Raw genomic sequence first — 12,819 nt, 5'->3', positions numbered from 1 at the left:
CTGCAAGGAAACCGATGAAAGTCCTATTTCTGGTCCAGAAAGAACAACGCGCCATCCTCGACCGCCTGTACGACGGTGTCGCCGCGCATTGCGATTGCGAGTTGCGCTGGCTGAGTTCCGAAGAGCAGCGCGACCTGCGTGGCTACTTCCGCCGCGAGGTGGACGTCAGCCAGTACGACCGGATCCTGTTCTTCCTGCGCTTCAAGCAGGAGGTGCGCCAGGTGGCGTTCATCCGCAGCCTGCCGAACCTGGTGATCCTCGAGCACGACGCCTACCAGAACTACATCCCGTGCAAGTACACCGGCAAGTTCAGCGCCCATTACCGGCAACTGCCGTGGGCGCGGGTGATCAGCTCGGGCTTCATGGTCACCGAGCGCCTGCGCCAGGAAGGCTTCGATGCGGTGTTCGTGCCCAAAGGCTACGACCAGACCCTGCTACACGGCCAGGGCCGTGAGCGCGACATCGAGCTGGCGTTCGTCGGCAGCACCCGCAGCGTGGCCTACAGCGGCCGCAAGGCGTTTCTCGACGAGCTGGCCCAGGTCGAGCCCTTGCTGGTCACCCGCACCAAATCCGGCGAAGAGTACTGCGATACTCTCAACCGTATCCGCTTCTTCGTCAGTGCCGACGTAGGCATGGGCGAATACATGATCAAGAACTTCGAGGCCATGGCCTGCGGCTGCGTGCTGTTCGCCTACGACCAGGGCGCCGAGGAGAACCGCGCCCTGGGCTTCGAAGACATGCACAACATCGTGCTGTACCGCGACATCGACGAGTTGCGCGGCAAGCTGCAGCAGTTGCGTGAAGACCCGGCCAAGGCCGTGGAAATCTCGCGAAACGGGCAGACTTTGGCCGAGCAACGCTATACATTCCACGCCCTTGGCAAGGCCATCGTGGACGCCATGCAGGCGCCGCTGCGGCCACGCCCGGTGCCCGGCCTGCTGGACCGTGTCCGTGCCTGGCTCGGCGTGTAATGCCTCCGAACCTACAATAATTGGGAACCCAAGATGGTATTCAGCGAAAACAGCGATATCACGCTGGTCGTCACCAGCTGTGGCCGTTTCGACCTGTTGAAGCGCACCCTGGAAACCTTCGACCGTTTCAATACAGCGCCCATCCGTCATGTGCTGATCACCGAGGATTCCGGTGACGAGCAGGTCAGGGCCTGCATTCCCGAGCACTGGCGCGCGCACACTCGGTTCATCGTCAACAACCCCAAGCTCGGCCAGATGCGCTCGGTGGATGCCGCCTACGCGCTGATCGAAACCGAATGGGTGTTCCATTGCGAAGACGACTGGGACTTCTACCGTCCCGGCTTCATCGAAGAGTCCATGACCCTGCTGGTCAACGACCCGCAGGCTTTACAGGTGTGGCTGCGCAGCTTCAACCACGACCTGATGGTGCACAGTCCCTATGTGTTCCTGCACGAGCGCGAGGTGCTGCAGGGCATCCCGTTCTACAAGCTCGGTTCGCACAAGGAAGAGTGGCAGGGGTTCTCCTTCAACCCCGGCCTGCGCCGGCTCAAGGACTACCAGCAGCATGCGCCCTACGCCGATCACGGCGGCGAAAAGAAACTTTCGCGGGTCTATGCTGACGAAAATCGCTACGCCCTGATCCTGGAAAACGACGCGGTATTGCACACCGGCTTCGGCAGTCATGTGGTGGTTCCCCAGGAGCGCCTGGATAAACAACGCCGCAAGCGCCGCGAACGGGTCAAGCTGCTCGCCACGCTGGTTGCGGGCCTGCTAATAGGTTGGTTACTCAATCATGTCGCTTGAAGCTGCCCGCGTTCCGCTCAGCAAACTCCAGCTTTACTTCGGCTCTGTGCTGTCGGCTTTTCTGCTGAGCTTCCTGCTGTACGACTCGGCCAAGTTCACCAACAACCTGTTCTACGCCTGCATGGCGCTGCCGGGGCTGTTCTTCCTGCTCAAGAGCAAGGGCGGCGGGGTGTTCAGCCAGCCGCTGGGGCGTGTCTGGGCCGCTTTCATGCTGTGGTTCCTGGTGCCGGCGGTGTACGCCGGGGACTTCCAGTTCTACAAGCACATCGCCTACGTCAGTCTGTTCGTGTTCATCATTGCCGCGCTGGTGCCGGTGCGCCTGTTCAACGGCGGGCTGTTCGTGCGCGGTCTGTTCTGGGCGGTGTGCCTGTATCTCTACGCCAGCAGCCTGCACAGTTGGATGACCGGCCAGTTCGTCTTCGGCCAGCGCGTCGCGATCCTGCCGGGGCGGCTGAGCAACGTCATCTATGCCAGTGCCCTGCTGGTCTGTGCCCTGGCTCTGGCCCTGCCGCTGTGGGTTCGCCAGCGGCGCTGGATCGAAGCCTTTTGCGCGGTGCTGCTGACCCTGCTGGCCGCCGCCGTAGTGGTGCAGACCCGCACCGCGCTGGTGGGGATCGCCGTGGTGTTCGGCCTGTGGGCGTTGTGGATTCTCTACCGTTATCCGCGCCGTGGCAGCCTGGCGCTGGTCGGCGCGGTGCTGGTGGTCGTCACCGTCGTCTGGCTGTGCTGGGAAGACCAGTGGGTGCGCCTGCTGTTCGTGCGCGGCGACTCGTTCCGCATCGAGCTGTTCGAGATCATGACCGACGAGTGGCGGCATTGCGGCTGGCTGCTGGGCTGCGGCGTGGACTTCCAGACCACCCGGACGCTGACCGGTGGCATTCCGATCCAGCACCCGCACAACGTCTTCGTGGCCATGGGCCTGTACTTCGGGGCGGTGTCGCTGGTGCTGTTCGTCGCGGTGATGGGCCTGACCCTCTGGCAGGCCTGGCGCCAGCGTGACCCGTGGGGCTGCTACCTGCTGTGCGCGCTGGTGATGCTCAACTTCGACGGCAGCAAGCTGGTCGGCAACCCCGACGAGCTGTGGCTGCTGATCCTGCTGCCGGCGGCGATGATCCTGGCCCGCAAGGTACAGAAGAATGCTGGCATCGCGCCTGGCCGCGAAGCGCTGCCCGGCTGAGGGCGATACCGATCAGCCAATGGCCTGTTGCAGCTCCGCTTCGCTGCACAGGTCCTGGGCCTGCAGGTAGGCCTGGACGAACACCGGGTTGCCGTCGCCCAGCAGCCACTGGCGGTCTTGCGAATAACGCAGCATGTGCTTGAAGTTGCGCAGGCGCAGCGACTTGCGCAGCGGCTGGCGGAAGGTCTTCATGTCGGCGATGTCGATCAGCCCCAGCTCGCCCTCGGGCGTCAGCACCACGTTGCCCAGGTGCGCCGAGCGAAAATAGATGCCTTTGCCATGCAGTTCGGCGATGAAACGCCCGAGGCTGCCGCGCAGCTCGTCGTCACTGGCGGCGCTGTCCAGCAGCTGGCGCAGCGTACGACCGGGCAGCGGGTCGTAGTGCACCGCGTCACGCTGGATCGCCGCCACGCGGAACACGCTGCGCACCTGTGGGCAGGGGATGGCGCGCTGGGCGAGGGTCTGGCAGTTGTCAGCGAAGCGGGTGGCGTAGGGGTACCAGGCAGCAGAGCTGATCAAGCGTTTGCGGCGGAACAGCTTGAGCATCGAGCCGTCGGCCAGGCGCAGCACCTTGTCGCCCGTGCCATCGGCCTCCAGGACTTCGGCGTCCTGGACCAGGTCAAGGTAGCGGGCATGGTCAAGCGCTTGCATCGATACTCCGGATTCTGCGCCCGATAAAGGGCTGAAAGCCGGGTATGTTAACCCAGGCTGGCGGAAAACGGCTGCCTTGCGCGGCACGGCGTCGCGAACAGGCTCTGCCAGGCCGCTTCGCTGCACGGCCTCGCCCAGCCTTTTTTGTGGGCAACCACCAGCTGTCGTTCAGCCGGGCGCAATCAGTCGGTAAAAAGCCTTGTGATACAATCCGGCCTCTTTTTGACTCGACGGATTCCCATGTCAGCCAATGAATCGTCCGCGCCGTCCAGCGTGAAGATCTACCTGCGCCTGTTGTCCTACGTGCGTCCGTATGTGGGCATTTTCCTGCTCAGCATCGTCGGTTTCGTGATCTTCGCCTCTACCCAGCCCATGCTGGCCGGCATTCTCAAGTATTTCGTCGACGGCCTGACCAACCCTGAAGCCGTGCTGTTCCCCAATGTGCCCTGGCTCAAGGACCTGCAGCTGTTGCAGGCCGTGCCGTTGCTGATCGTATTGATCGCCGCCTGGCAGGGCCTGGGTTCGTTCCTGGGCAACTATTTTCTGGCCAAGGTCTCGTTGGGGCTGGTGCACGACCTGCGCGTCGAGCTGTTCAACAAGCTGATGGTGCTGCCCAACCGCTACTTCGATACGCACAACTCCGGGCACCTGATCTCGCGCATCACCTTCAACGTGACCATGGTCACCGGCGCCGCCACCGATGCCATCAAGGTGGTGATCCGCGAAGGCCTGACCGTGGTGTTCCTGTTCATCTACCTGCTGTGGATGAACTGGAAGCTGACCCTGGTGATGCTCGCCATCCTGCCGCTGATCGCGGTGATGGTCGGCAGTGCCAGCAAGAAATTCCGCAAGCAGAGCAAGAAGATCCAGGTGGCGATGGGCGATGTCACCCACGTGGCTTCGGAAACCATCCAGGGTTACCGGGTGGTGCGCAGCTTCGGCGGCGAAAAGTACGAGATGGAGCGCTTCGCCAAGGCCAGCGACAGCAACACCGAGAAACAGCTGCGCATGACCAAGACCGGCGCGGTCTACACCCCCATGCTGCAGCTGGTGATCTATACCGCCATGGCGGTACTGATGTTCCTGGTGCTGTTCCTGCGTGGCGAGGCCACCGCCGGTGACCTGGTGGCCTACATCACCGCCGCCGGTCTGCTGCCCAAGCCGATCCGCCAGCTGTCCGAAGTCAGCTCGACCATCCAGAAAGGCGTGGCCGGTGCGGAAAGCATCTTCGAACAGCTCGACGTGACCCCGGAAGTCGATACCGGCACCTACACGATCGAGCGTGTACAAGGTCGCCTGGAGGTGCAGAACCTCAGCTTCACCTACCCGGAAACCGACCGCCTGGTGCTCGACGACATCAGCTTTACCGCCGAGCCCGGCCAGATGGTCGCCCTGGTTGGCCGTTCCGGCAGCGGCAAGTCGACCCTGGCCAACCTGATTCCGCGCTTCTATGCCCACGAAACCGGGCAGATTCTCCTCGATGGCGTGGATATCAACGACTATCGCCTGACCAACCTGCGCCGCCACATCGCCCAGGTGAACCAGAACGTCACCCTGTTCAACGACAGCGTGGCCAACAACATCGCCTATGGCGACCTGGCCGGCGCCCCGCGCGCCGACATCGAGGCCGCTGCCGCCGCCGCCTATGCCAAGGAGTTCATCGACCGCCTGCCGGCCGGTTTCGATACCGAGGTGGGTGAGAACGGCGTGCTGCTGTCCGGTGGCCAGCGCCAGCGCCTGGCGATTGCCCGGGCACTGCTGAAGAACGCGCCGCTGCTGATCCTCGACGAAGCCACCTCGGCGCTGGACACCGAGTCGGAGCGGCACATCCAGGCGGCGCTGGACCAAGTGATGAAGGGCCGCACCACCCTGGTGATCGCCCACCGCCTGTCGACCATCGAGAAAGCCGACCTGATCCTGGTCATGGACGGCGGCCGCATCGTCGAGCGCGGGACCCATACCCAGCTGCTGGCGCAGAACGGCTACTACGCACGCCTGCACGCCATGGGCCTGGACGAGCCGGCGCCGGTCGGCGCGGTCTGATCGCCACTGGCTTCAGCCACGCCGTGGCCGCCTGGTCGCCAAGACCGGCTCAGGGTCGTTGATCTTTTCGCGGCCCATACCACGAAAGCCCTCGGTGGCGGGCGCAGCAGCGGTCTCAAAGCTGCTCACTCAGGTTCTTCCAGAGGGCTTCGAGCTCATCCGGCGAGCCGCTCGTGCTCGTCGCTCCTGCCGCCAGAAGCTGCTCCACCAGAGCCGTCGAAGCGCCAGCGTGGCCTTCGGCGCGGTGGGTCTTGTAGTTGAAGTCCAGGTCGATCCAGTGCTGCAGGCGCGGCGCATAGTCAGCCGGGTACTGAGCCTGTTCGACAGCTGGCAGGCCCTTGTAGTGGTCGAGCACCTCGCCGAAGAACTTGGTCAGCTTGCCAGTGCTGTTGTATTCGTTCATGGCCTTGGCGACGGCGATGCGTCGCCAGGCATACTCGCGCTCACTGTCGACTTTAAGCGCGGCGCGCCGTTCGTTGACGGTGAAGGCGCCGCTGTCGTCGTAGATGATCAGGGTCAGCTGATCGTCGGGCAGCGACTGAAAGGGGTTGCTGGCACCGGCATTGCCGCTGACCGCTTCGCTGGCCTGGCGGGCCAGGGCCAGGCGCTCGGGGTCGTCGGATTCCGGCTTCTCGTTGGCGTAGTTGGCCTTGTTGATTTCCCAGGATGCGCCGCCGATCTGCGCCAGGCGGCTGCTGGCCCAGGCGCCGAGGCTCTGGCGGTCCATGCTTGCATACCGCGCATCGGCGCGCTGGGCGGCCTCGGCCAGTTGCCTGCCCAGCGCCGTGAGGCTGCTGGTTGCGGTTGACGAGACGCGATTGCCGGCGCCGGTCTGGTTGCCTGCAGTGCTGATCGCTGAGGTGGCAGTAGCCTGGGAGCGCAGCTGAAGGGTGACCGAGTGGATGCCGATCATGATTTCTCCTTGAAGTCTGGTGGGTCCTTTGCCTTTTTAACGGCCGCAGTCATCAATTGTTGAGGGGCTTCGGCGCAGCCATCGCGTGGCCGCCAGGGTCATCCATCCGTGCCGACGGCATACGTCGGCTAACCAGCCTTGGCGGGTCAGCCCCCTGTGCTAAGATTCGCCCCCTGTTCCGTTCTGCCAAGAGTCGCTCCTATGAAGTTATCCATGCCGCGTTTCGATCAAGCGCCTGTCCTGGTGGTGGGCGATGTCATGCTCGACCGTTACTGGCATGGTGGCACCTCGCGCATTTCTCCCGAGGCGCCTGTGCCAGTGGTCAAGGTCGACCAGATCGAGGACCGTCCCGGCGGTGCAGCCAACGTGGCACTGAACATCGCCGCGCTGGGCGCCCCGGCGTCGCTGGTCGGGGTCACCGGCGAGGACGAAGCCGCCGACAGCCTGGCCAACAGCCTCAAGGCGGCTGGCGTGCAGGCGCGTTTCCAGCGCATTGCGCACCAGCCGACCATCGTCAAGCTGCGGGTCATGAGCCGCCACCAGCAGCTGCTGCGCATCGATTTCGAAGAACCCTTCGCCACCGATGCCCTGGCCCTGAGTGTCGAGGTCGACAACCTGCTCGATGGTGTCAAGGTGCTGGTGCTGTCCGACTACGGCAAGGGCGCGCTGAAGAACCATCAGGTGCTGATCAAGGCCGCCCGTGAGCGCGGTATCGCCGTGCTGGCCGACCCCAAGGGCAAGGACTTTTCCATCTACCGTGGTGCCAGCGTGATCACGCCTAACCTCAGCGAGTTCGAAGCCATCGTCGGCCATTGCCGCGACGAGAACGAGCTGGTGGCCAAGGGCGGGCAACTGATGCGCGAGCTGGACCTGGGTGCGTTGCTGGTGACCCGTGGCGAACACGGCATGACCCTGCTGCGTGCCGAGCACCCGGCGCTGCATCTGCCGGCCCGTGCCCGTGAGGTGTTCGACGTGACCGGCGCCGGCGATACGGTGATTTCCACCCTGGCCGCCGCCCTGGCCGCCGGTGAAGAGCTGCCGCATGCGGTCGGGCTGGCCAACCTGGCCGCCAGCATCGTGGTCGGCAAGCTGGGTACCGCCGCCATCAGCGCGCCCGAGCTGCGCCGCGCCATCCAGCGTGAAGAGGGCACCGAGCGTGGCGTGCTGGGGCTGGAGCAACTGCTGCTGGCGGTCGAGGATGCCCGCGCGCACAACGAGAAGATCGTCTTTACCAACGGCTGCTTCGACATCCTCCATGCGGGTCACGTGACCTATCTGGAGCAGGCCCGCGCCCAAGGTGATCGACTGATCGTGGCGATCAACGACGACGCCTCGGTGAGCCGCCTGAAAGGCCCCGGTCGGCCGATCAACAGCGTCGACCGGCGCATGGCCGTGCTGGCCGGCCTGGGCGCGGTGGACTGGGTGATCAGCTTCCCCGAGGGCACGCCAGAGAACCTGCTCAGCCACATCAAGCCCGACGTGCTGGTCAAGGGCGGCGACTACAGTGTCGACCAGGTGGTGGGTGCCGATATCGTCCGCGCCAACGGCGGTGAGGTGAAAGTGCTGGGCCTGGTGGAAAACAGCTCGACCACGGCGATCGTCGAGAAGATCCGCCAACAGTGATCAGCGTCTGTCGGCGCCGGGCTGCGGACTTTCCGTAGCCCGGCGCCGGGTCATTTCTGCAACCGTGAACGCGCGCGCTGCACCAGCTCGCGGGCCTTGCCGGTGAGGCGGGTCAGGCCGCTCTTCTTTGGCGGCGGGGTCATGCCTTGCTGGCGCAGCCAGTCCTTCCAGCGAATCCGCTCCTCGCTCACCACCCAGCCGTCCTGCCGGGCGAAGCTTTCTGCCAGGTACAACCCGCGGGTGTTGACCGCACACAGCTGGTCGCGACGCAGGGTGTACAGCTCTGGCAGTGGCTCACCGTTCTCCAGCGGCATCAGGTACAGGTCGGGCTTGCTGCGGTTCAGGCGCGCGACCAGGTGCTGATCTTCCAGGCTTTCATCGACATGGAACAGGCTCACCGGCCGCGCTTCACGGGGGATCTCCAGGCGCAGGTCGTAGATCAGCTGCAGTGAGGCCGTGGGCAGGTGCACATAGGCGCGGGGGCGTTCCAGCAGGGCCAGGTTGCCACAGCGCACCGGACGCGCCGCACCGGACAGCGGGCTGAGCAGGAACGGCATGGCTTCGCGGTAATGCAGCGCGGCGGCGTAGGGCGCCGGCAGCCAGGTGTCCTGGTAACGACCGCTGAGCCAGCCCTGCGGCGTTTCGATCAGGCATTCCTCGGCGACTTCCTGAATCGCCGTATGCAGCGGCAGGTTCAGTTCATGGGCCGGCACGTAGCCGGAAATCAGCTTGAGCACCACGTCGCCGCGGTCCTTGCGCTTCTGGCGTACCAGCACCCAGTAGTCGCGGTTCTGCCAGCTGAGGGTCAGGCGCACCGAGACGCCCAGGTTGGCCAGTTCCAGGGCGAAGCGTTCGGTGTCCGGCACCTCGACCTTGCGGCGCCGCTGCAGGGTCTGGGTGAAGTTGAGCGGCATGCCGATGCTTTCATAGCTCAAGCCCTCGGGGGTCGCTTCTACATAAAGTGACAGGGTCTTGAAGTTGGAGGGGTTCTTCCTGATCAGGGTTCGCGGCATATCGGCTCCTTCTCGCGTTGGGGTCGGCCGCCTGCAATCAGCGGCGAATGGCCGCTGCGGCGCTGGCCACGTTGTGCGCCAGATGCACCGGGTTGATGGTCCCGACGATGGCACTGGCGACTCCGGGGTGCCCAAACAATAGTTCAAAACTGGCGCGCACCGGGTCTACGCCGGGCTCCAGACAGATATGACCGCTGGCCAGGGCCTTTTTCACCAGAATCGCCTTGCCCAACGCCGCCGCCTCGTCCAGCACCGGTTTTTCGCCCTGCTCGTTGAGGTTGTAGGTGACCATCGCGCAGTCTCCGTCGCGCAGGGCCAGCACGCCACCCTCGACGGTTTTGCCAGAGAAGCCATAGCTGCGGATCTTGCCCTCGCGCTTGAGCGCGGCGAGGGTCGGGTAGACCTCGCTGTCGTTGAGGATCGCCAGGTCGTTACCGTCGGAATGCACCAGCACCATGTCGATGAAGTCGGTGTGCAGGCGCTTCAGGCTGCGCTCCACCGACATCCGTGTATGGGCGGCACTGAAGTCGTGATGCGACAGGCCGTTGTCGAACTCTTCGCCGACCTTGCTGACGATCACCCAGTCATGGCGCTGGCCGCGCAACAGTGGGCCAAGGCGCTCTTCGCTGATGCCGTAGGCCGGGGCGGTGTCGAGCAGGTTGATGCCCAACTCGCGGGCCTGGCGCAGCAGGGCGGCGGCCTGCTGGTCATCGGGAATGCTGAAGCCGCTGGGGTACTTGACCCCTTGGTCGCGGCCCAGCTTGACGGTCCCCAGGCCCAGCGGCGAGACGCTCAGGCCGGTGTTGCCCAGCGGGCGGTGCAGCTCGTGCAGGGTTGGCAGGCTCATGGCAGCAGTTGGTCCCAGACAGGTGTGGCCACGGGGGGCTTGGGCAGGTCGGCGGGCAGTGCAGCGTGGGTCGGCAGTACGCCGTCCCTGGCCAGCGCGGCGATGACCCGGTCGGCGAAATCCGGCGCCAGGGCCAGCTTGGTCGGCCAGCCGACCAGCAGCGGGCCCTGCACATCGAGGAAGGCGTTGTCCGGGCGCACCAGGCCGGATTGCTCGGGCTCGGCACGGTCGACCCGCAGGGTCGCCCATTGCGCCTGCTCCAGGTCGACCCAGGGCAGCAGGTTGTGCAGTTCCTGGCGTGCGGCGGCGATCTGCGCCGCCGGTTCGCGGGCCACACCGTCGGCCTCGGCGATGTCGCCACCCAGGTACCAGACGTTCTGGCCGTCGGCGGCCGGGTGGGTGGTGACGGTGATGCGCGGCTTGGGGCCACCGCCCAGGCAGTGGGCGAACAGCGGCTTCAGGCTCGGCCCCTTGACCAGCACCATGTGCAGCGGGCGGCGCTGCATCTTCGGTTGGGCGATACCGAGGGCCTGCAGCAGGTCGGCGGTGCCGGCACCGGCGCTGACCACTACGCGCTGGGCGCGAATTTCCCGCTCATCGACGCGCAGGCCGGCCAACTGGCCATTCTCCAGCAGCGGCTCGATGCGCTGGCCGGCCAGCAGGCTGTCACCGGCCAGTTGCGCCAGGCGCTGGATGAGGCTCGGTACGTCGACCACCAGCTCGGCCAGGCGGTAGACCTTGCCTTTGAATTTCGAGTGTTGCAGGGCAGGGGGCAGGTCATTCCCCTTCACCTGGTCGACGCGGCCGCGTACCGCCTTGCTGGCGAAGAAGCTGGTGAGGTTGCCGGCCAGGGTGCCCGGCGACCACAGGTAATGGGCCTCGGACAGCAGGTGCACGCCGGCCAGATCGATCTCGCCCTGGCCGGCCAGCGCTTCGCGCCAGCGCCGCGGCATGTCGGCAATGGCCTCCGAAGCGCCGGTCAGCGCCCCGTGCAGAGCGTATTTGGCACCGCCATGGATGATGCCCTGGGACTTGAGGCTCTGCCCGCCGCCCAGGTTGGCGTTTTCCACCAGCACCGTGGAAAACCCCTCGCGACGCAGGCGGGCGTTGAGCCAGAGACCGGCGACACCGCCGCCCACGATCAGGACGTCGGTGGAGATAACAGATGGCATGGGCACCTCATGGCGTAAACGATGCCGGCCATTATAAGGGTAATGAGCGCGGCTGAACCGCCCATCAGTGCCCGGCGGTTTTCGAGAACAGCTGGATCACCACCACACCCAGGACAATCAGGCCCATGCCCAGCATGGCGGGCAGGTCGAGTTTCTGGCCGTAGATGAACAGCGCCGCGATGCTCACCAGGACGATGCCCATCCCCGACCAGATGGCGTAGGTCACGCCCACCGGGATGCTGCGCACGACGATGATCAGCATCCAGAAGGCGATGGCGTAGCCGACGATGACCAGCAGCAAGGGCAGCGGCGTGCTCAAGCCCTTGACCGCTTTCATGGAGGTGGTGGCGATGACTTCGGCGCAGATGGCGATGGCCAGCAGGTAATAGGCATTCATGGTCGTACTCCGGTTGCGATGGGGCGATTCTAAGCCCGCCATGCATGGGGTAAAGTCATTACCCATCTGTTTTGGAGATAGGTTGATGGCCGGAGTCTGGAATCTGGAACACATGCGCCTGTTCGCCCGGGTGGCCGAGCGCCGCTCGTTTTCTGCCGTGGCGCGGGAGCAGGGCAAGGCGCAGTCGGCGATCAGCAATGCCATCGCGCTGCTGGAGGCCGACCTGGGTATCACCTTGTTCGAGCGCAGCAGTGGTCGCCAGCCACGCCTGACTTCCCAGGGCGAGGCGCTGCTGGAGGATGTCCGCGAGCTGTTGCGTCACTGCGAGCGCCTCGATGGCCGCGCCACGGCACTGATGCGCGGCCAGGAAGCCTTGCTGCGCATTGCCCAGGACGAGGCGATGCCCTACCAGCCGGTGATCGACAGCCTTGAGGAGCTGGCTGCGCAGTTTCCCTACCTGCAGGTGCAACTGGCCAACAGTGCCCAGGGCGATGTAGCGCGCAAGCTGGTGGAGCGTCGCGTCGACATCGGCCTGTTCTTCAACCATGAGCGGGTGCCCGACTGCCTGGAGCGCCGCTCGCTGGGTTCGGTGGAAATGGTCACGGTCTGCGCTGCCGGTCATCCGCTGGCCAGGGAGCGCCGGGTGAGCTGCGAGCATCTGGCGCGCCATCGGCAACTGCTGATCACCGCGCAGGAAAGTGACTACCCCGGCGGCGAGGCGCTCAGTTCCCAGGTCTGGCGGGCCGACAGCTTCTACGCCATGGCCGAATGGCTGATGCGCGGACTGGGTTGGGCCTGGTTGCCACGCCATGTGGTGCAGTACCCGACCTACCAGGCGCACATGGTCGAGCTGCCCAGCGAATGGCGCCCGCCAGCGCTGGTGGTGGAGCTGGCCTGGCGCCGCGACGAGCCTCTGGGCCCGGCTGCGCAATGGCTGGCCGAACGCTTTGCCGTGCACTTGCGGGCGATCGGCTGACGGGACGCTGCGTCTGACTCGTCTCGCGCCATCAGGTCGCTGCCCCAGGCACCGCCAGAAATACTGTTCGATTAGACCGGGCAGGAGCGGCTTTAGCCGCAATACTGATCTTTTAGACCAAAGCAATCCGATCTGGCGTCGCTTTTGCTTTTCAAGCATCGCCCTCACAGACGCCGCAAAACGCGACTTCGGTGCAGGCCGAGTGGAGGTGTCATGGAAGGGGGTAAGCCGG

The 12,819-nt window shown here is 65.0% G+C and carries 12 protein-coding genes; 6 read left to right on the top strand and 6 right to left on the bottom strand.

All coding sequences use genetic code 11. The annotated features are described in order from the left end of the window. Window positions 1–14 precede the first annotated feature (14 nt). From QZ497_RS17490 to QZ497_RS17480, 3 genes are read left to right on the top strand one after another with little or no spacing between them, the layout of a single operon-like run. Window positions 15–971 carry a glycosyltransferase gene (locus QZ497_RS17490; protein WP_295477247.1) on the top strand — a complete coding sequence of 319 codons (957 nt, stop codon included), beginning with the start codon at window positions 15–17 and terminating at the stop codon, window positions 969–971. A 33-nt stretch (window positions 972–1,004) separates the two neighbouring features. Then, window positions 1,005–1,775, top strand: coding sequence for a glycosyltransferase family 2 protein (locus QZ497_RS17485; protein ID WP_295477245.1), 771 nt, complete (start codon window positions 1,005–1,007; stop codon window positions 1,773–1,775). After that, entirely contained in the window at window positions 1,765–2,952 is a 1,188-nt protein-coding gene (locus QZ497_RS17480; protein WP_295477243.1) for an O-antigen ligase domain-containing protein, read from the top strand. Before QZ497_RS17485 ends, QZ497_RS17480 begins: the two co-directional genes overlap by 11 nt. 12 nt (window positions 2,953–2,964) lie before the next feature. Here the strand turns inward: QZ497_RS17480 and QZ497_RS17475 are convergent, their stop codons facing one another. Next, on the bottom strand, window positions 2,965–3,603 hold the full coding sequence (locus tag QZ497_RS17475) for a phosphotransferase (protein WP_295477241.1): 639 nt from the start codon (window positions 3,601–3,603) through the stop codon (window positions 2,965–2,967). A 240-nt stretch (window positions 3,604–3,843) separates the two neighbouring features. On the opposite strand from QZ497_RS17475, the gene msbA reads away from it, so the two are divergent. Next, window positions 3,844–5,646, top strand: coding sequence for a lipid A export permease/ATP-binding protein MsbA (gene msbA, locus QZ497_RS17470; protein WP_295477239.1), 1,803 nt, complete (start codon window positions 3,844–3,846; stop codon window positions 5,644–5,646). Window positions 5,647–5,761: 115 nt separating this feature from the next. On the opposite strand, the gene QZ497_RS17465 is transcribed toward msbA, so the two are convergent. Then, entirely contained in the window at window positions 5,762–6,559 is a 798-nt protein-coding gene (locus QZ497_RS17465) for a hypothetical protein (protein WP_295477237.1), read from the bottom strand. A gap of 201 nt (window positions 6,560–6,760) precedes the next feature. Here QZ497_RS17465 and hldE point away from each other — a divergent pair, with 201 nt between their 5' ends. Next, window positions 6,761–8,182 (top strand): bifunctional D-glycero-beta-D-manno-heptose-7-phosphate kinase/D-glycero-beta-D-manno-heptose 1-phosphate adenylyltransferase HldE, encoded by a 1,422-nt coding sequence (hldE, locus tag QZ497_RS17460; RefSeq protein WP_295477235.1) that lies wholly within the window; start codon window positions 6,761–6,763, stop codon window positions 8,180–8,182. 50 nt (window positions 8,183–8,232) lie between these two features. Here the strand turns inward: hldE and QZ497_RS17455 are convergent, their stop codons facing one another. The 4 genes from QZ497_RS17455 to QZ497_RS17440 all read right to left on the bottom strand — a co-directional run bounded on the left by QZ497_RS17455 (window position 8,233) and on the right by QZ497_RS17440 (window position 11,611). Continuing rightward, window positions 8,233–9,195 carry a metal ABC transporter ATPase gene (locus QZ497_RS17455; protein ID WP_295477233.1) on the bottom strand — a complete coding sequence of 321 codons (963 nt, stop codon included), beginning with the start codon at window positions 9,193–9,195 and terminating at the stop codon, window positions 8,233–8,235. 37 nt (window positions 9,196–9,232) lie between these two features. Next, window positions 9,233–10,042 carry an aldo/keto reductase gene (locus tag QZ497_RS17450; RefSeq protein ID WP_295477231.1) on the bottom strand — a complete coding sequence of 270 codons (810 nt, stop codon included), beginning with the start codon at window positions 10,040–10,042 and terminating at the stop codon, window positions 9,233–9,235. Further along, on the bottom strand, window positions 10,039–11,214 hold the full coding sequence (locus QZ497_RS17445; protein WP_295477229.1) for an FAD-dependent oxidoreductase: 1,176 nt from the start codon (window positions 11,212–11,214) through the stop codon (window positions 10,039–10,041). The genes QZ497_RS17450 and QZ497_RS17445 overlap by 4 nt, the downstream gene beginning before the upstream one ends. A gap of 64 nt (window positions 11,215–11,278) precedes the next feature. After that, entirely contained in the window at window positions 11,279–11,611 is a 333-nt protein-coding gene (locus QZ497_RS17440) for an SMR family transporter (protein WP_295477227.1), read from the bottom strand. 85 nt (window positions 11,612–11,696) lie between these two features. Here QZ497_RS17440 and QZ497_RS17435 point away from each other — a divergent pair, with 85 nt between their 5' ends. Next, a complete protein-coding gene (locus QZ497_RS17435; RefSeq protein ID WP_295477225.1) occupies window positions 11,697–12,587 on the top strand; it encodes a LysR family transcriptional regulator in 891 nt (296 codons plus the stop codon). Window positions 12,588–12,819 lie beyond the last annotated feature (232 nt).

This window comes from uncultured Pseudomonas sp., assembly GCF_913777995.1.
GTDB lineage: Bacteria > Pseudomonadota > Gammaproteobacteria > Pseudomonadales > Pseudomonadaceae > Aquipseudomonas.
Note: the sequence above shows the minus strand (reverse complement) of the source record. Positions and strands in the feature narration are given on the sequence as shown.

Bases quoted from the DNA above. Each gene is read 5' to 3' on its own strand.
- QZ497_RS17440 (WP_295477227.1), bottom strand. From the start codon at position 11,611: ATGAATGCCTATTACCTGCTGGCCATCGCCATCTGCGCCGAAGTCATC.
- QZ497_RS17445 (WP_295477229.1), bottom strand. From the start codon at position 11,214: ATGCCATCTGTTATCTCCACCGACGTCCTGATCGTGGGCGGCGGTGTC.
- QZ497_RS17455 (WP_295477233.1), bottom strand. From the start codon at position 9,195: ATGCCGCGAACCCTGATCAGGAAGAACCCCTCCAACTTCAAGACCCTG.
- QZ497_RS17480 (WP_295477243.1), top strand. From the start codon at position 1,765: ATGTCGCTTGAAGCTGCCCGCGTTCCGCTCAGCAAACTCCAGCTTTAC.
- QZ497_RS17485 (WP_295477245.1), top strand. From the start codon at position 1,005: ATGGTATTCAGCGAAAACAGCGATATCACGCTGGTCGTCACCAGCTGT.
- hldE (WP_295477235.1), top strand. From the start codon at position 6,761: ATGAAGTTATCCATGCCGCGTTTCGATCAAGCGCCTGTCCTGGTGGTG.
- msbA (WP_295477239.1), top strand. From the start codon at position 3,844: ATGTCAGCCAATGAATCGTCCGCGCCGTCCAGCGTGAAGATCTACCTG.
- QZ497_RS17490 (WP_295477247.1), top strand. From the start codon at position 15: ATGAAAGTCCTATTTCTGGTCCAGAAAGAACAACGCGCCATCCTCGAC.
- QZ497_RS17435 (WP_295477225.1), top strand. From the start codon at position 11,697: ATGGCCGGAGTCTGGAATCTGGAACACATGCGCCTGTTCGCCCGGGTG.
- QZ497_RS17450 (WP_295477231.1), bottom strand. From the start codon at position 10,042: ATGAGCCTGCCAACCCTGCACGAGCTGCACCGCCCGCTGGGCAACACC.
- QZ497_RS17475 (WP_295477241.1), bottom strand. From the start codon at position 3,603: ATGCAAGCGCTTGACCATGCCCGCTACCTTGACCTGGTCCAGGACGCC.
- QZ497_RS17465 (WP_295477237.1), bottom strand. From the start codon at position 6,559: ATGATCGGCATCCACTCGGTCACCCTTCAGCTGCGCTCCCAGGCTACT.